Annotated in this window: 17 protein-coding genes and 1 pseudogene; 11 read left to right on the top strand and 7 right to left on the bottom strand. The window is 73.6% G+C overall.

Features of this window, described 5'->3' with window-relative positions:
• Window positions 1-185 precede the first annotated feature (185 nt).
• The 4 genes from Sru01_RS24115 to Sru01_RS24100 are packed head-to-tail and all read left to right on the top strand — an operon-like array spanning window position 186 to window position 5,890.
• A complete protein-coding gene (locus tag Sru01_RS24115; RefSeq protein WP_203990038.1) occupies window positions 186-1,199 on the top strand; it encodes an ABC transporter permease in 1,014 nt (337 codons plus the stop codon).
• Entirely contained in the window at window positions 1,196-2,089 is an 894-nt protein-coding gene (locus tag Sru01_RS24110; RefSeq protein ID WP_203990037.1) for an ABC transporter permease, read from the top strand. The genes Sru01_RS24115 and Sru01_RS24110 overlap by 4 nt, the downstream gene beginning before the upstream one ends.
• Window positions 2,086-4,113, top strand: coding sequence for a dipeptide ABC transporter ATP-binding protein (locus Sru01_RS24105; protein ID WP_203990035.1), 2,028 nt, complete (start codon window positions 2,086-2,088; stop codon window positions 4,111-4,113). Before Sru01_RS24110 ends, Sru01_RS24105 begins: the two co-directional genes overlap by 4 nt.
• Before the next feature lie 13 nt (window positions 4,114-4,126).
• Window positions 4,127-5,890: an ABC transporter family substrate-binding protein gene (locus Sru01_RS24100; RefSeq protein WP_239137691.1), complete on the top strand. Its 1,764-nt coding sequence runs from the start codon at window positions 4,127-4,129 to the stop codon at window positions 5,888-5,890.
• Between the two features lie 15 nt (window positions 5,891-5,905).
• Here the strand turns inward: Sru01_RS24100 and Sru01_RS24095 are convergent, their stop codons facing one another.
• Together Sru01_RS24095 and Sru01_RS24090 are read right to left on the bottom strand one after the other, a co-directional pair.
• Complete coding sequence (locus tag Sru01_RS24095) at window positions 5,906-7,450, bottom strand: hypothetical protein (protein WP_239137692.1); 1,545 nt, start codon at window positions 7,448-7,450, stop codon at window positions 5,906-5,908.
• 191 nt (window positions 7,451-7,641) lie between these two features.
• A complete protein-coding gene (locus Sru01_RS24090; protein ID WP_239137690.1) occupies window positions 7,642-7,968 on the bottom strand; it encodes a hypothetical protein in 327 nt (108 codons plus the stop codon).
• 504 nt (window positions 7,969-8,472) lie between these two features.
• Between Sru01_RS24090 and Sru01_RS24085 the strand changes: the two are divergent.
• From Sru01_RS24085 to Sru01_RS24075, 3 genes and pseudogenes are all read left to right on the top strand, one after another.
• Window positions 8,473-10,573, top strand: a pseudogene (locus Sru01_RS24085) (SpoIIE family protein phosphatase).
• A gap of 237 nt (window positions 10,574-10,810) precedes the next feature.
• Window positions 10,811-12,544 carry an RNA polymerase sigma factor gene (locus tag Sru01_RS24080; RefSeq protein ID WP_239137689.1) on the top strand — a complete coding sequence of 578 codons (1,734 nt, stop codon included), beginning with the start codon at window positions 10,811-10,813 and terminating at the stop codon, window positions 12,542-12,544.
• Window positions 12,545-12,855: 311 nt separating this feature from the next.
• A complete protein-coding gene (locus tag Sru01_RS24075) occupies window positions 12,856-13,749 on the top strand; it encodes a hypothetical protein (protein WP_239137688.1) in 894 nt (297 codons plus the stop codon).
• Here the strand turns inward: Sru01_RS24075 and yaaA are convergent.
• Window positions 13,742-14,503, bottom strand: coding sequence for a peroxide stress protein YaaA (gene yaaA / locus Sru01_RS24070; RefSeq protein ID WP_203990032.1), 762 nt, complete (start codon window positions 14,501-14,503; stop codon window positions 13,742-13,744). The genes Sru01_RS24075 and yaaA overlap by 8 nt on opposite strands.
• A 74-nt stretch (window positions 14,504-14,577) precedes the next feature.
• Here yaaA and Sru01_RS24065 point away from each other — a divergent pair, with 74 nt between their 5' ends.
• On the top strand, window positions 14,578-15,351 hold the full coding sequence (locus Sru01_RS24065; protein ID WP_203990031.1) for a GNAT family N-acetyltransferase: 774 nt from the start codon (window positions 14,578-14,580) through the stop codon (window positions 15,349-15,351).
• Window positions 15,352-15,480: 129 nt separating this feature from the next.
• On the opposite strand, the gene Sru01_RS24060 is transcribed toward Sru01_RS24065, so the two are convergent.
• Entirely contained in the window at window positions 15,481-15,708 is a 228-nt protein-coding gene (locus Sru01_RS24060) for a DUF7455 domain-containing protein (RefSeq protein ID WP_203990030.1), read from the bottom strand.
• Window positions 15,709-15,952: 244 nt separating this feature from the next.
• Between Sru01_RS24060 and Sru01_RS24055 the strand changes: the two genes are divergently transcribed.
• Window positions 15,953-18,025, top strand: a complete 2,073-nt coding sequence (locus Sru01_RS24055; RefSeq protein WP_203990029.1) for a DNA gyrase/topoisomerase IV subunit B — start codon at window positions 15,953-15,955, stop codon at window positions 18,023-18,025.
• Window positions 18,026-18,116: 91 nt separating this feature from the next.
• Here the strand turns inward: Sru01_RS24055 and Sru01_RS24050 are convergent, their stop codons facing one another.
• Window positions 18,117-18,617 carry a beta-class carbonic anhydrase gene (locus Sru01_RS24050; RefSeq protein ID WP_203990028.1) on the bottom strand — a complete coding sequence of 167 codons (501 nt, stop codon included), beginning with the start codon at window positions 18,615-18,617 and terminating at the stop codon, window positions 18,117-18,119.
• Between the two features lie 139 nt (window positions 18,618-18,756).
• Between Sru01_RS24050 and Sru01_RS24045 the strand changes: the two genes are divergently transcribed.
• Window positions 18,757-19,095 (top strand): hypothetical protein, encoded by a 339-nt coding sequence (locus tag Sru01_RS24045; protein WP_203990027.1) that lies wholly within the window; start codon window positions 18,757-18,759, stop codon window positions 19,093-19,095.
• Here Sru01_RS24045 and Sru01_RS24040 read toward each other — a convergent pair.
• The gene (locus Sru01_RS24040; protein WP_203990026.1) at window positions 19,092-19,661 is read right to left on the bottom strand and encodes a thioredoxin family protein; all 570 of its coding nucleotides are present in this window, start codon (window positions 19,659-19,661) and stop codon (window positions 19,092-19,094) included. The two genes, Sru01_RS24045 and Sru01_RS24040, sit on opposite strands and share 4 nt — an antisense overlap.
• 217 nt (window positions 19,662-19,878) lie before the next feature.
• On the opposite strand from Sru01_RS24040, the gene Sru01_RS24035 reads away from it, so the two are divergent.
• Entirely contained in the window at window positions 19,879-20,256 is a 378-nt protein-coding gene (locus Sru01_RS24035; protein WP_203990025.1) for a VOC family protein, read from the top strand.
• Between the two features lie 145 nt (window positions 20,257-20,401).
• On the opposite strand, the gene Sru01_RS24030 is transcribed toward Sru01_RS24035, so the two are convergent.
• A complete protein-coding gene (locus tag Sru01_RS24030) occupies window positions 20,402-22,888 on the bottom strand; it encodes a DNA gyrase/topoisomerase IV subunit A (protein ID WP_373869542.1) in 2,487 nt (828 codons plus the stop codon).
• Window positions 22,889-22,963: the final 75 nt, after the last annotated feature.

Raw genomic sequence — 22,963 nt, 5'->3', positions numbered from 1 at the left:
GGCGCCGCGGGCGCGGGCGCCGCGCACCGGCTCGCCGGCCGCCGCCGACACCAGGCGCCGCCGCCGCCCTCCTGCCTCACTCCGGTCACCTGATGTAGCAGGATGGTCACCTGCGGTCACCGAGCGGGCCGCGGTTGACCGATCGGGCGCGCGGGGCCGCGCGCCCCTGGCCGGGAAGGCGGGCGATGGCAGCGGTGCCGCGGTTCCTGCCGTTCCTGCCGTACCTGCTCCGCCGGCTGGCCGGGTACGCCCTGCTGGTCGCGGTGGCCACCAGCCTGACCTACCTGCTGGCCGCCGCCACGCTGGACCCGAGGTCCAACTACGAGGGACGCAGCCCGCGACCGCCGGCCGCCGTGGTGGACGCCCAGCTCAGCCGGTACAACCTCAACGACCGCACCCCGCTGGCGCAGCGCTACCTGCGCTGGGCCGCCGGGATGCTGCGCGGCGACCCGGGCCGCACCTGGAACGGCGACCGGGTGGCCGCCGAGCTCGGCCGGCGGTTCGGCGTCACGCTGCGGCTGGTCCTGCTCGGCGTGGTGGCCGGCAGCGCGGCGGGCGTCGCGGCCGGGGCCGCCGCGGCCGTCCGGCAGTACCGCGCCTTCGACCGGGTCTCCACCGTGGCGGCGTTCGCCGTGCTCGCCGTGCCGGTGGTGGTGCTCGCCAACATGCTGGTCATCGGCGCCGTCTGGCTCAACGACCGGCTGGGCGCGCAGCTGCTGCTGGTCAGCGGCGAGGCGACCCCAGGGCTCGCCGGCGGGCCCGCCGCCGGCCTGCTCGACCGGGCCCGGCACCTGGCGCTGCCCACCCTGTCGCTCGCCCTGGGGCAGGCCGCCGTCTACAGCCGCTACCAGCGCGGCATGATGCTCGACGTCCTTGGCGCCGACTATGTCCGCACCGCCATGGCCAAGGGGCTGCGCCGGCGCACGGCCCTGGTGCGGCACGCGCTGCGCACCGCCCTGGTGCCGGCGGTCACCTACTTCGCCTTCACCTTCGGCACGCTGCTGGTGGGCGCCACCATCACCGAGACGGTGTTCGGCTGGCACGGCATGGGGGAGGCGCTGGTCGCCGCGATCCGCGGCAACGACGTCAACACCGTCGCGGCCGTCTGCGGCTGCGCGGCGGTCGCCGTGCTGCTCGCCGCGCTGGCCGCCGACGCGCTGCACGTGCTGCTGGACCCCCGGGTCCGGGTGGGCCGATGATCACGCCGGCCGACCGGCGGGCGGCCCGGACCGGATACCCGCGGGCGCCGTCCCGCTCCCGGACGGTGGCCCGCCGGTTCCTGCGCTCCGGGCAGGGCCGGCTCGGCGCCGCCCTGCTGTGCCTGGTGGTGCTGCCCGCGCTCGCCGGGCCGCTGGTGTGCCGGTGGTCGCCCGCCGACCTCGACTTCGGTGCCTTCCTGCGGCCGCCGTCGGCCGCGCACTGGTTCGGCACCACCCAGACCGGCGGCGACGTGTTCGCCCTCACCATGAGCGGCACCCGCCGCTCGCTGGCGGTCGGCCTGCTGGTGGCGGTCCTGGCCACCGCGGTCGCCGCGGTCACCGGGGCGTGCGCGGGCTACTTCCTCGGCTGGACCGACCGCGTGCTGATGCGGGTGGCCGACCTGCTGCTGGTGCTGCCGGCGTTCCTGGTGCTGGCGGTGATGTCCCCGCTGTTCGGCCCGGGCCGCTGGCCGCTGTTCGTGGTCATGCTGACGCTGTTCCTGTGGATGGTGACCGGCAAGGTCGTGCGCGGCATGACGCGGTCGCTCCGCGAGCGCGAGTACATCAGGGCCGCCCGGTACATGGGCGTGCCGGCCGGCACGATCATCTTCCGGCACGTGCTGCCGAACCTGGCCTCGCTGCTGATCGTGGACGCCACGCTGAACGTCAGCGCCGCCATCCTCACCGAGACCAGCCTCTCCTATTTCGGGTTCGGCGTGCAGCCGCCGGAGGTGTCGCTCGGCGGGCTGATCGCCGACGGGGCCCGCACCGCGCTGTACGCGCCGTGGACGTTCTGGTTCGCCGCCGGGACGCTGGTCGGCACCATCCTGTCGGTGAACCTGGCCGGTGACGCGCTGCGCGACGCCTTCGACCCCGGAGGTCGCCGGTGACCGGTCCGGTGCTGCGGGTGCGCGATCTGGTGGTGCGCTTCGGCGGGGTGCCCGCGGTGCGCGGGGTCGGGTTCTCCGTCGAGGCCGGTGAGGTGCTCGGCATCGTCGGCGAGTCCGGCGCGGGCAAGTCGGTGACCGCGCTGGCCGCGATGGGCCTGCTGCCGCGGCACGCCGAGGTGCGCGGCTCGGTGCTGCTGCACGGCCGCGAGCTGGTCGGCGCCCGCGACCGGGAGCTCGCCGCCGTCCGCGGCCGCGCGATGGCCATGGTCTTCCAGGATCCGCTGTCGGCCCTGACGCCCGTCCACCGGGTCGGCCGGCAGATCGCCGAGGCGGTGCGCGTCCACCAGAAGGTGAGCCGCGAGCGGGCCGCGCGGCGCGCCGTCGAGCTGCTCGACCTGGTCGGCATCCCGGATCCGCGCCGGGGTGCCCGCGCGTTCCCGCACGAGCTGTCCGGTGGCATGCGCCAGCGGGTGATGATCGCCATGGCGGTCGCCAACGACCCGGACGTGGTCATCTGCGACGAGCCCACCACCGCCCTGGACGTGACGGTCCAGGCCCAGGTGCTGGAGGTGCTCAAGAAGGCCCAGGGCGAGACCGGCGCCGCCATCGTGCTGATCACCCACGACCTGGGGGTGGTGGCCGGCTTCGCCGACCGGGTGATGGTGATGTACGCCGGGCGCGCGGTGGAGTCCGGGCCGGTGCGTGAGGTGTACCACCGGCCGCGGATGCCCTACACCGCCGGCCTGCTCGGCTCGGTGCCCCGGCTGGACGCCGGCAAGGAGTCGCCGCTGGTGCCGATCGAGGGCGGCCCGCCGGCGCCGGACGCGCTGCCGGCCGGCTGCCCGTTCGGCCCGCGCTGCCCGGTGGCCGCCCCGGTGTGCGCGGCGGCCGAGCCGCCACTGGCACCGGTGGCGCCCGGGCACCACGCGGCCTGCGCGCGGGCCGGCGAGCCGGGCCTGGCCGTCGCCCGCCCGCCCCGCCCGGCGGATCCGGCCCGCCCGCTGCCGCCGCCGCGCGAGCGCCGGGCCGTCGTCCTGGCGGTGCGCGGCCTGGTCCGGCACCACCCGGCGGCCGGCCCGCCGCGCCGGCGCGGCGGCGTGGTGCGCGCCGTCGACGGCGTCGGCTTCGACATCCGCGAGGGGGAGACGCTCGGCCTGGTCGGCGAGTCCGGCTGCGGCAAGACCACCACGCTGATGGAGATCCTGGAACTGGCCCGCCCGCAGGGGGGACGCATCGAGGTCTTCGGCCAGGACACCGCCCTCCTCACCCGCAAGACGCGGCCGGCCGTCCGCCGGAGCCTCCAGGTGGTCTTCCAGGACCCGCTCGCCTCGCTGGACCCGCGGATGACCGTGCACGACATCGTGGCCGAGCCGCTGGCCGCGCACCGGGTCCGCGACGCCGGCCCGCGGGTGCGGGACCTGCTGGCCCTGGTCGGCCTGGACCCGGCGCACGCCGCCCGCCATCCCGGCGAGCTGTCCGGCGGCCAGCGCCAGCGGGTCGCCATCGCCCGCGCGCTGGCCCTGTCGCCCCGGCTGCTCGTGCTGGACGAGCCGGTGTCGGCGCTGGACGTGTCGATCCGGGCCGGCATCGTCAACCTGCTGGCCGACCTCGGCGCGCGCCTCGGGCTGTCCTACCTGTTCGTCGCGCACGACCTGGCCGTGGTCCGGCACATCGCCGACCGGGTCGCGGTGATGTACCTGGGACGGATCGCGGAGATCGGCCGGGTGGAGGAGGTCTACCGGGCCCCGCTGCACCCCTACACCCGCGCGCTGCTGTCCGCGGTGCCGATCCCGGACCCCGACCGGGAGCGCGAGCGCCGCCGGGTGCTGCTGGAGGGGGACGTGCCGAGCCCGGTGGACCCGCCGTCCGGCTGCCGGTTCCGCACCAGGTGCCCGAAGTTCCGGGTGCTGCCGGACGCCCTGCGGCAGGTCTGCGTCCACGAGCCCCCCGAGGTGCGGCCGGTGCGGCCCGACCACGGTGTCGCCTGCCATCACGCGGAGGAGCCGCCCGGCGGGCATCGATGAAGGGGGACCGAACGTGACAACGCTCCAAGCACCCACCCGCCCGGAGCGGCGGCGCCTGGGCCGGGCCGGCCGCGCCCGGCCGCTGGCCGCGGCGGCGCTGGCCGCGGCGCTGGCCTGGCCGGCCGCCGCGGCCTGCGGCGGTGGCGGGGACGGCGGGGCGGGGCCGGGCGCCCGGCCGCGGGTGGCCGCCGTCCGCGCCTACGACATCAACGCGGCGCCGCGGTCCCGGCTCCGGCCGGGCGGCACGCTGCGCTGGGGGATCACCGAGTTCCCGGCGCAGTGGAACCTCAACCACGTGGACGGCAACCTGGCCGACGTCAAGAAGGTCATGGATGCGCTGATGCCCGCGGCCTTCCAAACCGACGAGAAGGCCGTGCCGGCGCCCAATCCCGACTACGTGACCGACGCGCGGGTGACGGCGACCCACCCGCGCCAGGAGGTCACCTACACGCTGAACCGCCGGGCCCGCTGGTCGGACGGCCGGCCGATCACCTGGCAGGACTACCAGGCGCAGTGGAAAGCGATGAGCGGCCGCGACCCCGACTTCCACGTCGCGGCCACCACCGGATACCAGGACATCGCGAGCGTCGCCCGCGGACGGGACGACTTCGAGGTGGTGGTGACCTTCGCCGCGCCCTTCTCCGACTGGCAGTCGCTGTTCTGGCCGCTCTACCCCCGCTCGACCAACGCCACGCCGGACGCCTTCAACACCGCCTGGCTGAACCGCGTCCCGGTCACCGCCGGCCCGTTCCGGTTCGCGGCGTTCGACCAGACCGCCAAGACGGTGACCCTGGTCCGCGACGACCGCTGGTGGGGCGAGCCCGCCCTGCTGGACAAGATCATCTACCGCTCGCTGGCGGCCGACGCGCTGGTGGGGGCGTTCACCAACGGCGAGATCGACGTGTTCGACGTCGGCCCGTCCGCCCCCGACTACGCCCGGGCCAGGAACGCCCGGGGCGCGGTGATCCGGCAGGCGGCCGGCCCGGACTTCCGGCACCTGACCTTCAACGCCGAAAGCCCCGTCCTGTCGGACGTGCGGGTGCGGCGGGCGATCGCGCTCGGCATCGACCGGGAGGCGATCGCCCGGTCGGACCTGCAGGGGCTGGACTGGAAGGCCTCGGTGCTGAACAACCACTTCTTCATGGGCACCCAGGACGGCCACCGGGACAACGCCGGACCGCTCGGCCGCCACGACCCCCGCGCCGCCGAGCGGCTGCTGGACGCCGCGGGCTGGCACCGCTCGGGGCAGGTCCGCCGGCGCGGCGGCACCGAACTGGCCGTGCGGTTCGTCATCCCGGCCGGGCTGCCGCTCGGCAGGTCGGAGGGCGAGCTCGTCCAGGCGATGCTGCGGAAGATCGGCGTGCGGGTGACCGTCCAGCAGGTGCCCAGCGATGACTTCTTCACCAAGTACATCATCCCCGGCAACTTCGACATCGCGCCGTTCTCCTACATCGGCACGCCGTTCCCGGTGTCCAGCAGCTACGGCACCTACGCCGACAAGGTGGTCGGCGCGGACGGCCGGCCACAGTGGAACGCCAACTTCGGGCGGTCCGGCAGCCCGGAGATCGACGCGGCGATGCGCAAAGCCTCCTCCGACCTCAACCCCGAGCGGGCGCGCGCCGACGCCAACGAGGCCGACGCACTCATCTGGCGCCAGGTCAACGTGCTGCCGCTCTACCAGCGGCCGCAGAACTGGGCGGTCAAGGCGAGCGTGGCGAACCTGGGCGCGCCCGGCTTCCACACGCTGCGCTACGCCGACATCGGCTTCCTGCGCTGAACCCGGCCGCCGCCCCTATCGGGGCGGCTCGTCGGGGATGTCGGCGATGTCGTCCAGCGCGGCGGCCAGCTCGTCGGGGTGGTCGCCGATGCGCTCGGCGATCTCCATCAGCACGTGCAGCACCTCGTGCCGGTCGTGGCCGAGGTCCAGCAGCCGCTGCGCCGCCTCCCACATCTGGTCGGGGTCGCCGTCCCACAACCGGGTGGCGATCTCCTCGTGCCAGGCCAGGTGCTCGGCGAAGTCGGGCCGGTCGCGCTCGGCGGCGTGGTCGATCTCCAGCAGCACCCGCCGGTCGGCGTCCTCGGCCGGGTGCAGCGCCGACAGGTCCACCCCGTCGTGCAGTCCCTCCAGGAACGGGAAGGCGAAGGCCCGCCGGGGCAGCGCGGACAGGTCGCCGTCCGGGAGCAGCCGCCGCACCAGGGAGCGGTCCAGGCCGAAGGTCGTCGGATCGCGGTAGGCCTCGGTGAACCGGCCGGTGGCCTCCCAGACGGCGTCCAGCGTCGCCTTCAGCCCTTCCTCCGGCAGGCCGGTGCGCCGCGCGGCGAAGCGCACCCACGACGACAGCACGTGCGGCATGGCCTCCTGCTCGGCCGGGTCGAGCAGCACCTTGCGCGGCAGCCAGTCGAGCAGGAACGTGCGGCACTTGGTGGGGCTGACCCGCAGCGGGCGGTTGAAGTCGCGGTCGCAGCCGTAGTCGATGATGTGGTCGGCGCACCGGGAGGCGGCCGAGGGGTCCGACAGGTGCTCGGCCGCGTCGGAGGCCAGGAACTCAGCGGCCAGCATCGCCCGCCGGTCGCGGCTGTAGGGCGCCTCGCTGAGCAGCGGGGCCGGGCGCTTGCGGCCGGGGGGCAGGGCCTTGATCCGGGCCCGGGCGAAGGCGTGGAAGGCGCTGTAGCCGTCGCTGACCAGCTCCGGGCCCTTGCGCACCAGGGACTCGGTGGTGACCTTCATCGCGAACTCCAGCAGCGCCCTGGCCTGCTGCGGCTCCAGCTCCTGGAAGGCCAGCATCGGGTCGCCGGCCGCCTCCACCCCGGCCTTCTCCAGCAGCCGGTCGACCTCGGAGGAGACCCAGGCGTCTCGCGCCATCCCGCCCATGTTGTAGTCGACCACCACCACCAGGGCGTGCGGGTCGTCCCCGCCGGCGAGCGGTGCCGGATCGGCCGGCCGCGGGCCCGGCGTGCCCCGGTAGGCGAAGGTGCACACCACGGTGTCCTCGTCGCCGTAGGCGTCGCGGGAGACGTAGCAGCCCTGGGGCTTCACCGCGCCCACCCGGTCGGCCCAGCGCGGCCGGGCCACGTCCGACTCCATCAGCGCCAGCGCGGCGCCCTCGGCCTTGGCCGCCTGGCGGGAGGTGCCGAGGTAGGCCACCGCGATCAGCAGCGTCAGCGCGGCCGGGGTGCCGGCCTTGGCGGCGTAGTCGACCAGGCCCTCGCCGAGGACCTCCTCCACGTCGCCCCGGCGCAGCCGGCGACCCCACCAGGCGCCGAGCATGTCGGACACCATGAGCTCCGCGTCCAGCGGCGAGCGCACGGCGAGGAGCTCGCGGGCCGCCAGCAGCATTTCGGCGAACACGTCGTCCGGTGGCTGGGTGCCCCGGGGGTCTCGTCGTCGTCGGCGGCTCACGCCCTTACCCTCTCGCATTCCCGGGCCGAACGATGCACGGAACGCCGGGCGGTGACCCCGCTGTTACCCGAAATCCTCGCCGCTCACCTGCCGGGAGGCGCCCGGCTCACCCGCGGGCGACATCCATGTCACCGGCGGTCACCTTCGCCCGCCCATGATCGCTCCCGGGCGCCGCCGGCGCCGGCCAGCGGCACCGAGGAGGCGAGGGCGCGCAGATGCTCGCGGGCGATGCGCTCGACGGTGGCGGCGGTCGGCTCGACGCCGAGGTGGACCGCGCAGGCGCGCACGTCGGCGACGCAGCGCCGTACGGTCTCGGCGGGAACGGTGGCGAATTCGCCGGACAGTCGCTCACCGACGAGATCGCCCGGCCCGGTCGCTCGCTGGCCGGGCGGGTGCTGTCCGGTCGGCCGCGATTCGGCGGATCCACCGGTGAAACGCATGGCGAGTGCAGGCATGGGCGGTTTCGCATCCTCCATGAGCCAGGAACCGGCAGGGCCCGCGGGCGGTGCCGCGAGCGGAGCGTGCGTACCCCATTCCATCCCGAATCGCGGCCGTGTCAAGCCCCGCCCCGGCGAGTCCGGGGTCGCGCATCCGGCACCCTGGGGCCGCTCCTGTGGGAAGCTGTTACCGTGCGGTCCGGCTCCCCGGGCGCTTTCGGGCGCGCCGTGCCGTGCGGCGCGCGGCGGTGGCGTGCGGGACCGACCAGGCGGAGGCGGAAGGTGAGGGCTTGCCGGAAGTGGCACAGATCCAACGGCCGGGGCGGTGCCGGGCGAGAAAGTCGGCCGATCTCGCTGCGTGTCGCCGTGCCTTTTTGACAGGATGCGTTGACCGCATCGCGGCCGGGGCTTCCGTCCGCGCGTGCCCATCGCCCATGATGTAGTGCAGATTCTGGGCCTACCGATCACAGTTATGGAGATGTGCCTCGTGGGAGACCCTGGCACGCGACGGAGGTGCCGACCATGAGCGCCGAAACCTCCGTGCCCCGTCCCCGGGAGTCGGGTGTGGACATCTCAGACCCCGCCCTGTTCCAGGGCCTGCTCGCCGAGGCGCCGTTCGCGTTCGCGTTCTTCGACACCTCCGGCCGGTTCCGCCGGGTCAACCAAGGGCTTCGCCGACGTCAGCGGGGTGTCCGCCGACGACCATGTGGGCCACACCCCGGCCGAGATCCTTCCGGCCGACCTCTCCGCGCTGATCGACGCCGCGTTGCGCCGGGTCGTCCAGGAGCACCACGCGCTCGCCGGCCGCGACCAGCGCTTCCGCAGCATGTCCCAGACCGGCGAGCTGCGGCACTGGAGCCTGTCGTTCTACCCGATCCACGGCGGCGAGCAGGAGGTCGCCGGGGTCGCGCTGTTCGGCGTGGACGTCACCGAGCGCCAGCTCACCGAGGAGGAGCTGCGCCGCAGCGAGGAGCGCTACCGCTCGCTGGTGGAGTCCCAGCAGCAGCTGGTGTGGATCACCTCGCCCTCCGGGGCGGTGCTGGAGGACGCGCCGCAGTGGCGGGCGATCACCGGTCAGAGCCTGGAGGAGTACCTGGCCTACGGGTGGCTGGAGGCCGTGCATCCCGACGACCGGCCGGCCACCGAGGAGGCCTGGCGCGACGCGCTGCGCGGCCGCACGATGTTCGAGTGGAGCTACCGGGTCCGCACCCGGGCCAGCGGGTACCGGCACTTCGAGGTGCGGGCGGTGCCGATCATCCGGCACGGCCGGGTGGTCGAGTGGGTGGGCGCCAACAGCGACGTCACCCCGCAGCGTGAGGCCGAGGAGATGCGCGGCCGGCTGACCGACCAGCTCGGCGCCGCCGCGCTGCGCACCGCGCGCCTGCAGGGCGCCACCGCCATCCTGGCCGAGGCGCTCACCGTCGAGCAGGTCGTCCAGGTCATCATCGACGTCGGCCGCACCGCGCTGGCCGCCGACCGGTCGGCGGTGGCCTTGCTGGACACCGACCGTGCCGCGCTCAAACTGATCAACAGCGGTGGCATGCCGGATGTTCCCGGCGTGGTCAGCGAGGAGCTTCCGCTCTCCCAGCCCAGCGTGATGACCATGGCGGTGAACAGCCGCCGGCCGGTGTTCGCCGAGTCGCCGGACAGCCTGCGCGACCAGCTGGTGGAGGCCGGCGGTGACGAGTCGGTCATCTCCGGCTTCCTCGGCCACACCGACGAGCGTGCCTGGGTCGGCCTGCCGCTGCTGGCCGCGGGCCGGGCCCTCGGCGCGCTGCGGTTCGCGTTCACCCGCCCGCAGAAGATCTCGCAGGAGGACGGCGTCTTCCTGGAGGCCCTGGCCGGCCAGTGCGCGCTGGCCGTCGAGCGCGCCACGCTGTTCGAGCGCGAGCACCGCACCGCCGAGACGCTGCAGCGCAGCCTGCTGCCCGAGCGGCTGCCGGTGATCCCGGGCGTGACGCTGGCCCAGCGCTTCCGCTCCGGCAGCCGGCACGTCCAGGTCGGCGGCGACTGGTACGACGCGTTCGTGCTGCAGGACGCGCGGGTCGCGGCGGTGGTGGGCGACGTCATGGGCAAGGGCGTCAAGGCTGCGGCGGGCATGGGCCGCATCCGCAACGCCATGCGCGCCCTGGCCCTGACCAACCCGCCGCCCGCCGCGGTGCTGACCGGCCTGGACCGCGTGTTCGACGCCACCGAGGAAGAGGAGCAGGTGACGACGCTGGCGTACATGGTGGTCGAGCCGGGCACCGGCGAGGGCACCCTGGCGCTGGCCGGGCACCCGCCGCCCCTGCTGGTCTCGCCGAGCGGCACCGCCGTGCTGTCGGAGGGTGAGCCGGGCACGCCGCTCGGCTGGCCGACCACCCGCAAGCAGTTCCGGTTCTGCGTGCCGCCGGGGCACACCGCGGTGCTCTACTCCGACGGACTGGTGGAGAACCGGCGGCGCGGACTGGACGCCGGACTCGCAGAACTTTGCTCGGTCGTCGGGGAGGCGCCGGAGGAGGTGCTGGGAAATCCGCACATGTTGCTCGACTTCCTGGTAGATCGAATGCTGGCGGGGTATGAGCAGGATGATGACGTCACAGTGCTCGCCGTCCATGTGCCGGCCGCCACAAAGAGTGACTGAATGAAACAGTCATAAGGGTTGCTTTCGGGTATCGGTGACCCGCTTCCGTACGCACTACTGTTCCGGTCGGCCTAGGGTGGAGGGCAACCGTTGTGAGGCGGCCGTATGGACTGCGGGGTCATGCCAGAATGCTGGGCAGGTGCGTCGCGGTTCGCACGGGCCGCCACCGAGAAGAAGCAAGCGCCCCTAGCGGGTACCTGGGTCCATTCTCACCATGCGTTCGTTCGAGAGGTGTTCGTGTCGCCTGCAAGTTCGACTCGCTCGAAGCCGTCTGAGCTGAACGAGCCCGTCATTCAGCGGCTCATCGAGCGTGGGCGCTCGCAGGGTTTCCTCGAGTCTGAGGATGTCCGCAAGGCCTTCGAAGAGGCGGACATCCCGATGTCGCACGCCGCCGGGTTCCTGCGGAACCTGAGCAAGGAGGGTGTGACCGTCGTGGTGACCGCTGCGGACTCGGCGGCGCCCAAGAAGTCTCGTGGCCCGGCCAAGCGTCGCACCGCCGCCCCCGTCAAGAAGACCAAGACCGCCACCGCGGCGGCCAAGGAGCAGCCCGATACCGTCACGGCCGTGGTGAGCGGTGCCGGGGGAGAGGCCACGGCCGAGGCCGACCGGCCGGCCGTCAAGAAGCCCGCGGCCAAGAAGGCCGCGCCGCCGAAGAAGGCCCAGCCCGCCCCGGACGCTCCCGCCAAGGTCGCCACCCCTGCCGCCCTCGCCAAGAAGGCCAAGCCGGAGGTCGCCGTGCCAGCGTCGCCATCGCCCAAGATCGAAACCAAGCCGAAGGCCTCCAGCGAGGACGACGAGGACCTCGACATCGAGGGCGACCTCGAGCTGGAGGACTTCGACATCGACGTCGACGTGGAGGCCGAAGGCGACTCCGAGACCGACGCCGAGACCGACACCGACACCGAGACCGACGGTGAGGCGGAGCCCGACATCGAGGCCGAGGCCGAGCCGGAGGTCGAGGGGCCCAAGCCGGGCGTCGAGGTCCAGAGCGACGACGAGGTGCTGATCCTCTCCGACGACGACGATGACGCGCCGGTCGCGCAGGTCGCCGCCGCCGGGGCCACCGCCGACCCGGTGAAGGACTACCTCAAGCAGATCGGCAAGGTCCCGCTGCTCAACGCCGAGCAGGAGGTCGAGCTCGCCAAGCGCATCGAGGCCGGCCTGTTCGCCGAGGAGCAGCTGGCCGGCGACGGCGAGCGGCTGCCCGTCGACGTGCGCGCCGAGCTGGAGTGGATCGCCGAGGACGGCCGCCGCGCCAAGAACCACCTGCTGGAGGCCAACCTCCGCCTGGTGGTCTCGCTGGCCAAGCGCTACACCGGCCGCGGCATGCTGTTCCTGGACCTGATCCAGGAGGGCAACCTCGGCCTGATCCGCGCGGTGGAGAAGTTCGACTACACCAAGGGTTACAAGTTCTCCACCTACGCCACCTGGTGGATCCGGCAGGCGATCACCCGGGCCATGGCCGACCAGGCCCGCACCATCCGCATCCCGGTGCACATGGTCGAGGTGATCAACAAGCTGGCCCGGGTGCAGCGGCAGATGCTGCAGGACCTCGGGCGCGAGCCCACCCCGGAGGAGCTGGCCCGCGAGCTCGACATGACCCCGGAGAAGGTCGTCGAGGTGCAGAAGTACGGCCGCGAGCCGATCTCCCTGCACACCCCCCTCGGCGAGGAGGGCGACAGCGAGTTCGGCGACCTGATCGAGGACTCCGAGGCCATCGTCCCGGCGGACGCGGTCAGCTTCACCCTGCTCCAGGAGCAGCTGCACTCGGTGCTCGACACGCTGTCGGAGCGCGAGGCGGGGGTGGTCTCCATGCGCTTCGGCCTGACCGACGGCCAGCCGAAGACCCTGGACGAGATCGGCAAGGTCTACGGGGTGACCCGCGAGCGCATCCGCCAGATCGAGTCGAAGACCATGTCCAAGCTGCGGCACCCCTCGCGTTCCCAGGTGCTGCGCGACTACCTGGACTGACCGCGCCGGCGCCGGCTCCCGCCCCGTGGCGGGAGCCCGGCCATCCTCGAAGCGACCATCCGGGCCGCCCCGCCGGGCGGCACCGGGGGTCGCTTCGCCGCGTTCCGGGGACACCTTCCGCGGCCGGGGGCGCGGCGCCGGCCCTGTGCGCCGCCGGGCCGGCGTCGAGAGCGCTTAACACGGCTGTAACCCGCCGGTAGCGCCGGAGGCGCGGTGGCCTCCTAGACTCGCGCGGCATGAGTGTGATCGCTGCGGATCAGGCTCGTGCTCGGGGGTCACGACCGATCGCGAATCGTCCGTGGACGGATGCGGTGCTCGACGAGGCGGTCCAGGCCCTGGGGCAGGGATACCTCGAGCCGGCCGTTCATGCTCTCCTCGGCTCCCGGGGGGACCCCGAGGTGCGCGCGCTGCGCGCCGAGGCGCTGGGAAAGGCGGCCGCCGGTCTCAGCGGGCACATCGAGACCCTGGTCGCCCGAGATCGCGCCGATCCCGACCTGTGGCTGTGGCTGGCCAGGACCCGGATCGAGGAGGCCTGGCAGATCAGGCCGGACGCCCGGGCGCGTGCCGTGCAGGCGGACCGGCTGGGCATGTTCCGCGGCACGATGGAGTCCGCCCGGGCGCCCCTGCACACCGCGGCCCGGCTCACGCCGGACGATCCGGTGCCGTGGGTCTGCCTGTTATGGCTGGCCACCGGGCTGGAACGGCCGATGGCCGAGCGGGAGGCGATCTACCAGGAGGCGGTGGTCCGCGCGCCGCGGCTGTTCGCCACCGCCGTCGCCCGGCTGGTCAGCCTGTCCCCCGGCCGGGGCGGCACGAGCCAGGAGATGCTGGCGTTCGCCCGCACGGCGGCGGCCCACGCCGCCGCGGGGGACCCGATGTCGGGGTTGCTGCCGATCGCCTACTTCGAGCACATGTCCGGGGAGCAGGTGAGCCGCTCGCGGCTGTGGGACTCGTTCGAGGTGCAGCGGGAGATCGCCGCGGCGTCCGGCCGGTGGCACGACGGGCGCGGCCAGGGCCCGCATCCAAGGACGGTGGAGTTGCACAACGCGTTCGGCGCCGCCTTCTACCTGGCCGACATGCGCCGCCCGGCCCGCGGGCACCTGGCACGGACCGGAGGCCGGTTCAGCGCCATGCCGTGGTCGCATCTGGGGGATGCGCGCAAGGAGTACACCAAGGCCTGCTCCCGGCTGAAGATCGTCAGCTGACGATCACGTCCAGGGTCCAGGGGGCCGGGCCGCGCGGCGGCGGACCGAGCTCGGCGGCGTGGCCGAGATCGGCCAGCAGCCCGGCCAGCGCCCGCGGCGTGCGCGGATTCGCGCCGGACTCCAGCAACGCGCGGGCCACCGCGCCCCGGGTGGCCTTGGCCTGGTGGCTGACAACGGTGCGCCCGCCGGCGGCCTCCCGCAGCACGCGCACCGTCACGGCGGGCGGTCCCGGCCGCCACGCCTGGGCGTACGTCGCGGACCTCAGGTCGACGACCAAGCCCCGCCGGGCGGCGAGCGCCTCGCCCAGCGCCGGCCGCCAGCAGGCCGCCAGCGGCCCGAGCGGCGGCAGCCGGACGCCCATGGACAGCCGGTAGGGCGGCACCCGGTCGGTGAGCCGCAGCGCGCCCCACAGCGCGGAGAACACCACCACCGACCGCTCGGCCCGGCGGCGGGCGTCCGCGTCCAGGGTGTCCAGGCCGAGGTTGTCGTACAGGACGCCGGTGTAGAGCCGACCGGCGGGCAGGGTGGGCGCGGTGCGCAGCTCGCGGTCGGCGGCGAGCTCGCCGGACTGGCCGGGGGACAGGCCGAGCACGGCCAGCGCCGCCGGTTCGGGGCCGGTCGCCACCGCGACCAGCGCGTCGAGCACCTTCTCCCGGGTGGCGGCGAGCTCGGGGAAGCCGAGGGAGCGCGGGCGAAGCGGCGGGCCGTCCCCGCGGGCGGCCTTGCCCTCGGACGGGGGCAGCAGGATGAGCACGGACCCCGATACTAGCCCTTACCCAGGTCAGCGCCGCGTGCGCGGATCCCCTGGCGGGCTTTAGGCTGGCAGGCATGATCGGGACCGATCTCGACTTCGACCGGCTGGTCCACCAGGCGTGGCCGGCTCCGGGCCAGGAGGTGCGGGACGGCTGGGTGCTGCGCCACGCCGGCGGGGTGACCAAGCGGGCCAACTCGGTGCTGCCGCTGGCCGAACCCGCCGATCTCGCGGGCGCGGTGCGGGCCGCGGAGGAGTTCTACGCGGCACGCGGGCTGCCCTGCGTGTTCTCCATCGGCCCGTCCGCGCCGCCGGCGCTGGACGCGCTGCTGGCCCGGCGCGGCTACCGGCCGGTCGATCCGACCGGCTGCCTGGTGGCGCCGCCCGCGGTCCTGGCGGCGGCAGCCCCGGCCCCGGACCCGGACCCGGCGGTGACCATCACCGACCGGCCGGACGATGCGTGGCTGGCGGCCTGGTGGTCGGTGGACGGCCGGTACGACGCGCCCGGCCTGCCGATGGCCGCCCGGATCGTGTCGGGCGTGCCCGCCTGGTACGCGGCCGTGTGGCGGGACGGGCGACCGGTGGCGGTGGGCCGGGGCGTGCCGCAGGGTGACGCCCTCGGCGTCTACTGCATGGCCACGCTGCCCGCCTACCGCCGGCAGGGGCTCGGCCGTGCCGTGCTGCGCGCGCTGCTGGCCCGCGGCCGGCAGCACGGCGCCGCCCGGGCCTACCTGCTGGTCACCGAGGCCAATGCCGCCGCCGGCGCCCTGTACGCCACGGAGGGCTTCGTACGCTCCGGGGGGTACCACTACCGGGTCGGCGGGCCCGCGGACCGCCAGGACGGCCGATGAGGACCCCGCAGCCGGCCGTAACGCGACACGGCGACCTTCGGGACGGCACCGGGACGGGCGCCGGCCGAGATCGCCGCGATCGCTATGAGGTTGACGCTCGGTTATGGGATCAGGAGGGTGAGGCTCAGCTCACCGCTCGCTCGTGTTCGAGTTGGGGGTTTCGCTCAGACGCGCCGACTCGTCCTGGATGTCGGCACCCTTGTCGCGCAGCGCCGCGATGTGCCGACGCCCGTGGTGGGCACAGAACAGCAGCTCCCCGCCCATGGGGAGGGACGCGCGGATGTAGGCCTGGGCACCGCAGCGGTCGCAGCGGTCCCGAGCCGTGAGCGGCTTGGTGGGGGCGAGAGCTCCAGTCACGTATCGCCTTTCGGGTCACCCCACTGACGTGGGGAGTTTGGCGTCAGTCACTTGGCTCAACATCTAACCCGACGCGGACGTTCCCAATCGCCGAACGGATACGCCCAGAGCGGAATGTGTCGTTAAGTGACCTGAGACGGCTCACACATGACGCGGACGGCGCCGGTGATGGCACCCTTAAGCTCGGCGGAACATCGCAAACGGTAGACTACGCACACTTGTTCGATACTCGGTGGGAGTGGGAGTGACCGCAGTCAGCGCGGAGACGGGCTACACGGCCCGTCACCTGTCGGTGCTGGAGGGCCTGGAGGCCGTCCGTAAGCGCCCCGGGATGTACATCGGGTCCACTGACAGCCGCGGGCTCATGCACTGCCTCTGGGAGATCGTGGACAACGCCGTCGACGAGGCGCTGGCCGGGTTCTGCACGCGCATCGAGGTCGAGCTGTTCGCCGACGGCTCCATCGAGGTGCGCGACGACGGCCGCGGCATCCCGGTCGACGTCGAGCCCAAGAGCGGTCTGGCCGGCGTGGAGCTCGTCTACACCAAGCTCCACGCGGGCGGGAAGTTCGGCGGCGGCTCCTACGCCGCCTCCGGCGGCCTGCACGGGGTCGGCGCCTCGGTGGTCAACGCGCTGTCCTCCCGGCTGGACGTGCACGTCGACCGGGCCGGCCGGGTGCACGAGATCAGCTTCCGGCGGGGCGTGCCCGGGGTGTTCGACGGCGACGGCCCGACCGCCCGGTTCAAGAAGAAGTCCGGCCTGCGCGACGGCGGCCCGCTGCCCGCCCCGGTCACCGGCACGCGCGTGCGCTGGTGGGCCGACAAGCAGATCTTCCTGGCCGACGCCGAGGTCTCGCTGGACGAGATCCACGTGCGCGCCCGGCAGACCGCCTTCCTGGTGCCGGGACTGACCATCGTGGTGCTCGACGGCCGCGGCGCCGAGCCGGTGTCGGATGAGTTCCGCTTCGACGGCGGCATCTCGGAGTTCACCGAGTTCCTGGCGCGCGACGAGCCGGTGTGCGACGTCTTCCGCCTGCAGGGCGCCGGCCACTTCCACGAGACCGTGCCGGTCCTGGACGAGCAGGGGCACATGACCTCCACCGAGGTGGAGCGCGAGCTCACCGTGGACGTCGCGGTCCGCTGGGGCAAGGGCTACGAGAGCACCGTCCGCTCGTTCGTGAACGTCGTCTCCACCGCCAAGGGCGGCACGCACGTCACCGGGTTCGAGCGGGCCCTGGTCCGCACGATCAACGAGCAGCTGCGCGAGACCCGGCTGCTGAAGAACGGCGACGACCCGGTGACCAAGGACGACATCGCCGAGGGCCTGACCGCCGTCGTCGCGGTCCGGGTGCCCGAGCCGCAGTTCGAAGGCCAGACCAAGGAGATCCTCGGCACCTCCGCCGCGGCCCGCATCGTCGCGCACGTGGTCTCCCGCGAGCTCAAGGAGCTGTTCGGCACCACCAGGAAGGCGCACCGGCTCCAGCTGCGCGCCGTGCTGGAGAAGATCGTCGCGGCGGCCAAGGCGCGCATCGCGGCCCGCGAGCACCGGGACAATCAGCGCCGCAAGAGCGCCCTGGAGAACTCCGCGCTGCCCGCCAAGCTGGTCGACTGCCGCAGCGACGACGTCGACCGCAGCGAGCTGTTCATCGTCGAGGGCGACTCGGCGCTCGGCACCGCGCGGGCGGCCCGCGACTCGGAGTTCCAGGCGTTGCTGCCCATCCGCGGCAAGATCCTCAACGTGCAGAAGGCCTCGGTGGCCGACATGCTGAAGAACGCCGAGTGCGCGGCGATCATCCAGGTGATCGGCGCCGGGTCGGGCCGCGGCTTCGACCTGGACGCGGCGCGTTACGGCAAGGTCATCCTGATGGCCGACGCCGACGTGGACGGGGCGCACATCCGCTGCCTGCTGCTGACCCTCTTCCACCGCTACATGCGGCCGATGGTGGAGGCCGGGCGGGTGTTCGCCGCGGTGCCGCCGCTGCACCGCATAGAGATCACCAATCCGGGCCGTGGCAAGGAGAGGTTCGTCTACACCTACTCCGACGCCGAGTTGCACCGCACGCTGCGTGACCTGGAGCGCCGCGGCAAGCGCTGGAAGGACCCGATCCAGCGGTACAAGGGCCTGGGTGAGATGGACGCCGACCAGCTCGCCGAGACCACGATGGAGCCCAGGCACCGCACGCTGCGCCGGGTCCGCATCGAGGACGTCGAGGCGGCCGAGCAGATCTTCGCGCTGCTGATGGGCAGCGACGTGGCGCCGCGCCGCGAGTTCATCGTCGGCAGCGCCGCCGAGGTCGACCGCGACCACATCGACGCCTGATCGTCGCCGCCGGCGCCGGGCCCGGGCTCCGGAGCGCCGGGGCCGGACCGGGGGTGACGGGGCGCCGGCCGTGGCCGGCGCCGGGGACGGGTCACATGTCGACGGGCATCAACTTGCCGGAGTGCACGTCGTAGATCGCACCGCCGACGGCCAGCCGCTCCGGCAGGTACGGATAGGTGCGGATACGTGTCAGATCGCGGCGCAGCGCCGCGTCCTGGTCGCCCACCGTGTGGAACTCCAGGCTGCGGGTGTCCACGCCGTACTCCTCGCTGATGAGATCGTGGACCTGTTCGTCGGTCGACTTGGCCATCCGGCAGTCGGTGTGCGGCATCACCAGGACCCGGTCCACGCCGAGCAGGTACACCGCGAGTACCAGGGTGCGCAGCACGTCGTCGGTGACGCGGGCGCCCGCGTTTCGCATGATCTTGGCGTCACCCGGCTGGAGGCCGAGCAGCTTCAACGGGTCGATACGAGAGTCCATGCACGTCACCACCGCCAGCGAGCGCGCGGCGCGTCCGCTGAGGCCGGAGTCCTGGAACGAGCGGGCGTAGTCCTCGTTGGCGGCGATCAGGTCGTGAAAGGCACTGGTCATACCAACGATGTTGCCTGATGCGGTTTTCGCCACACCCGCCGGGGCGGTTGGAATGGGATTCGCAAAGCCCGCGGCGGCATGCGGTCGCGAACAGGGATCATGTCCTGACACAGCGTGACGACCGTGGAAGGATCTCATCGTGGGGACGATCGACTCGCTGGCCGGCCATCTGCGCGCCCGCGCCCGCTGGCGGCTGGACCGGGTGCAGAGCGGAGACGGCGAGTTCAACGCGCGCTGCGCGGTGGCGCTGCTGGACGCGGCCTGCTTCGCCGAGACCCTGCCGGGCGACGACCCGCTGGTCGCCGCGCTGGTGGCGGCGGGCTGTTTCGGGCCGGAGGGGCGCGACGACTTCACGCCGGACCGGGCGGCGGCCACGATCATCGATTTCTGGCACCGGGGCGAGCCCCGGGAGCTGCTGACCGCCATTCCCGCCGCCTCGGCCGGCGCGCCCGAGCCGGATCAGTCGGTGCCGGATTAGTCGTTGCCGGGCTTCCACTTGATGCCGCAGCCCAGGCTGGGGTGCTGCGGCCCGGGCACCGGCAGGCCGGCGAGCACCGCGTCGACGGCCCGGCGCAGCGACGCTCCGGTCACCGGCACCTGGTTGGCCGGCCGGGCGTCGTCGAACTCGCCGCGGTAGGCCAGCCGCCGGCCGGCGTCGTAGAGGAAGAAGTCCGGCGTGCACGCCGCGTGGTAGGCCCGGGCCACCTGCTGCGTCTCGTCGATCAGGTACGGGAAGTCCAGGCCGGCCCGCTTGGCCTGCTCGGCGAGGTGGTCGGCCCCGTCGTCGGGATAGTTCTCCACGTCGTTGCTGCAGATCGCGACGGTGGTCAGCCGCCCGCGGTAGTCGGCGGCCAGCGCGCCGATGCCCTCCTCGATGCGGCGTACGTACGGGCAGTGGTTGGACAGGAAGATCACCAGGGTCGCCGGAGCGGGGTCGAGCGCGGCGAGCGACACCCGGCCGCCGTCGATGGACGGCAGGTCGAACTCGGGGGCGGGGGTACCGAGCGGCACCAGGAACGGGGATGAGGAGGAAGAGACGGCCATGCCGTCATTCTCCCAGGGGCCGCCCGCCTTCGCCCGCCGCCCCGCGGGGGATGCGGCCCGGCCGCCCGGAGCCCCGCCGGGGGAAGCGGCCCGGCCGTTCGGCGGGCGCCGTCCCGGGTAGGCGCCCCGGACGGCGTGCCGCCGGACGGCTCCGGGGGTGCGCCGGCACCGCCGTAGCAGGATGGCCGGTGTCGTGAATCGCGATACGAGGAGTGAGATGGAACCGATCGCCCGGCTGCGCAACATCGTGGTGGACTGCCCCGACCCCAAGGCGCTGGCCGACTTCTACGCCGGGGTCACCGGCTGGGAGATCACCAACGCGGACGACGAGTGGGTGAGCCTGCACGACGGGGGCGCGGTGCGGCTGTGCTTCCAGCGGGCCGAGGACCACCGCCCGCCGGACTGGCCCGGCTCCGAGCGCCCCCAGCAGCTCCACCTGGACTTCCGGGTGGACGACATGGCGGCGGCCGAGGCGCGGGTGCTCGCGCTGGGCGCGGTCAAGCACGACCACCAGCCGGGCGAGGAGGACCCGGACGAGGACTTCCGCGTCTACCTCGACCCGGCCGGCCACCCGTTCTGCCTGTTCGCCGGCTGACCACCCGCGCGCCCAGGCCGTGGCCCGCCGCCGGTGGTTCGATCACCCCCGGGCCCGCTCGCCTGTGGGCCGACCGCCTCGGGGGCCGTCGGCCGTGAGCTCACCGGGCGGGCCGATCCGCCGCCGGCGGCCGCGCCCAGGAACGTCACCCGGTCGGAGCGGGCCCGGCGTCGCCGGCACCGAGGGCGCCGCCGATGGCGGCGACCGGCGCGCTCAGCCGGACCCCGGAGCCGTCCCGGCGGCCGAGCTCGGCCGGCAGCGGGACCGGCTTGCCGGTGGAGGAGACCGCCTTGACCGGTGCCGGTCCGGCCCAGCCCAGCGTCAGGACGTCCTCGCCCTTGAGGAAGCGCTGCGCGCGGACCCCGCCGGTGGCCCGTCCCTTGGCGGGGAACTCCGCGTAGTCCGACATCTTGCCGCCGCCGATCTCCGTGCCGGGCAGCGCGCCCGCCGACCCGGCGATGGTGACCACCCGGGCCTCCCGCGCCGGGTCGACCGCGCCGAACCAGATGACCACCGCGTCGGAATCCAGCCGGATGCCGGTCATGCCGCCGGCCGGGCGGCCCTGCGGGCGCACCACGGCGGCCGGGTAGCGCAGCAGCTGGGCGTTGGAGGTGATGAACACCAGGTCATGGTCCTCGGAGGTCAGCTCCACCGCGCCGACCACGGTGTCGCCCGGTTTCAGGCCGATCACCTCGAACTCGGCGCGGTTGGCCGGATAGTCGGGCACCACGCGTTTCACCGCGCCCTGGGCGGTGCCGAGCGCCAGGCCGGGCCCCTCCGGGTCGAGCGACCCGAGCCCGACCACCCGCTCCCCGGCGCCGAGCGAGACGTATTCGCTGACCGGATGGCCGCCGGACAGCGACGGCGGGCTCGCCGTGGGCGGCAGCGCCGGCAGGTCGACCACCGACACCCGGATCAGCCGGCCGGCCGAGGTGACCACGCCGACCTCGCCGCGCACCGTGGAGCGCACCACCGACACCAGGACGTCGTGCGCCGCGCGTTCCTCGCCGGCGCCGAGCGGCCGGGCGTCCGCCGTGCGGGCCAGCAGGCCGGTGGACGACAGCAGCACCAGGCACGGGTCGTCGGCCACCTGCAGCGGGATGGGCTCGGCGGCGACCGCCGCGCCGCCCTCCAGCAGCACGGTGCGCCGCGGCGTGCCGTACTGCTTGACGACGTCGGCCAGCTCGCCGGACACCACCCGGCGCAGCCGGTCCTCCGAGCCGAGGATCGCGGTCAGCTCGGCGATCTCCTCCCGCAGGGTCTCCCGCTCGCGCTCCAGCTCCAGCCGGTCGTACCTGGTGAGCCGGCGCAGCGGCGTGTCCAGGATGTAGTCGGCCTGGACCTGCGACAACTCGAAGACCTGGGTCAGCCGGGTGCGGGCCTCGGCGGAGTTCTCCGAGGACCTGATGACCTGGATGACCTCGTCGATGTTGAGCAGCGCGACGATCAGGCCGTCCACCAGGTGCAGGCGCTCCTCCCGCCGCCGGCGGCGGTAGGACGAGCGGCGCCGGACCACCTCGATGCGGTGGTCGACGTAGACCTGGAGCAACTCCTTCAGCCCGAGGGTGCGGGGCTGGCCGTCGACCAGCGCCACGTTGTTGATGCCGAAGCTCTCCTCCATCGGAGTGAGGCGGTAGAGCTCGGCGAGGACCGCCTCGGGGTTGAAGCCGTTCTTGACCTCGATGACCAGGCGCAGGCCCTTGTGCCGGTCGGTGAGGTCTTTCAGGTCGGAGATGCCGGCCAGCTTCTTGCTGGTCACCAGCTCCTTGATCTTGGTGATCACCCGCTCGGGCCCCACGTTGAACGGCAGCTCGGTGACCACGATGCCCTTGCGGCGCGGGGTGACCTGCTCGATCGTCGTGCGGGCGCGCATCCGGAAGGTGCCGCGGCCGGTCTGGTAGGCGTCGCGCACCCCGCCGAGCCCGGTGATGATGCCGCCGGTCGGCAGGTCGGGGCCCGGGACGAACCGCATCAGCTCGTCCAGCGTGGCGTCCGGGTGCTTGATCAGGTGGCGGGCGGCGGCGATGACCTCGGCCAGGTTGTGCGGGGCCATGTTGGTGGCCATGCCGACCGCGATGCCGGTGGCGCCGTTCACCAGCAGGTTCGGGAAGGCGCTCGGCAGGACGGTGGGCTCGGTCTCCTGGCCGTCGTAGTTGGGCTTGAAGTCGACGGTCTCCTCGTCGATCGACTGCACCATGAGCATGGCCGCGGCTGCCAGGCGCGCCTCGGTGTACCGCATCGCGGCGGGCAGGTCGTCCGGCGAGCCGAAGTTGCCGTGCCCGTCGACCACCGGGAGCCGCATGGAGAACGGCTGGGCCATCCGGACCAGCGCGTCGTAGATGGCGGTGTCGCCGTGCGGGTGCAGCTTGCCCATGACGTCGCCGACGACCCGGGACGACTTGACGTGCCCCCGGTCGGGGCGCAGCCCCATCTCGCTCATCGAGTACAGGATGCGGCGCTGCACCGGCTTGAGACCGTCGCGCGCGTCGGGCAGCGCGCGCTGGTAGATCACGGAGTAGGCGTACTCCAGGAAGCTGGTGCGCATCTCCGTCGACACGTCGACGTCGATGATCCGCTCCTCGAAATCCTCGTCGGGCGGGGGCGTGGTAGTCCGTCGGGCCATATCGAACATTGTGCCGAAGCCGCACCGTTGCCGCGACCGGACGCCCCGCGCGGCCGGGGCCGTTGCGCCTGGATCACCCGCCCG

The organism is Sphaerisporangium rufum (assembly GCF_016863395.1).
Lineage (GTDB): Bacteria > Actinomycetota > Actinomycetes > Streptosporangiales > Streptosporangiaceae > Sphaerisporangium > Sphaerisporangium rufum.
This window is presented reverse-complemented; position numbering and strand designations above follow the sequence as displayed.

Coding starts and splice junctions, on each gene's coding strand:
- Sru01_RS24115 (WP_203990038.1), top strand. CDS start 186: ATGGCAGCGGTGCCGCGGTTCCTGCCGTTCCTGCCGTACCTGCTCCGC.
- Sru01_RS24110 (WP_203990037.1), top strand. CDS start 1,196: ATGATCACGCCGGCCGACCGGCGGGCGGCCCGGACCGGATACCCGCGG.
- Sru01_RS24095 (WP_239137692.1), bottom strand. CDS start 7,450: ATGCTGCTGGCGGCCCGCGAGCTCCTCGCCGTGCGCTCGCCGCTGGAC.
- Sru01_RS24090 (WP_239137690.1), bottom strand. CDS start 7,968: ATGCCTGCACTCGCCATGCGTTTCACCGGTGGATCCGCCGAATCGCGG.
- Sru01_RS24065 (WP_203990031.1), top strand. CDS start 14,578: ATGATCGGGACCGATCTCGACTTCGACCGGCTGGTCCACCAGGCGTGG.
- Sru01_RS24050 (WP_203990028.1), bottom strand. CDS start 18,617: ATGACCAGTGCCTTTCACGACCTGATCGCCGCCAACGAGGACTACGCC.
- Sru01_RS24040 (WP_203990026.1), bottom strand. CDS start 19,661: ATGGCCGTCTCTTCCTCCTCATCCCCGTTCCTGGTGCCGCTCGGTACC.
- Sru01_RS24035 (WP_203990025.1), top strand. CDS start 19,879: ATGGAACCGATCGCCCGGCTGCGCAACATCGTGGTGGACTGCCCCGAC.
- Sru01_RS24030 (WP_373869542.1), bottom strand. CDS start 22,888: ATGTTCGATATGGCCCGACGGACTACCACGCCCCCGCCCGACGAGGAT.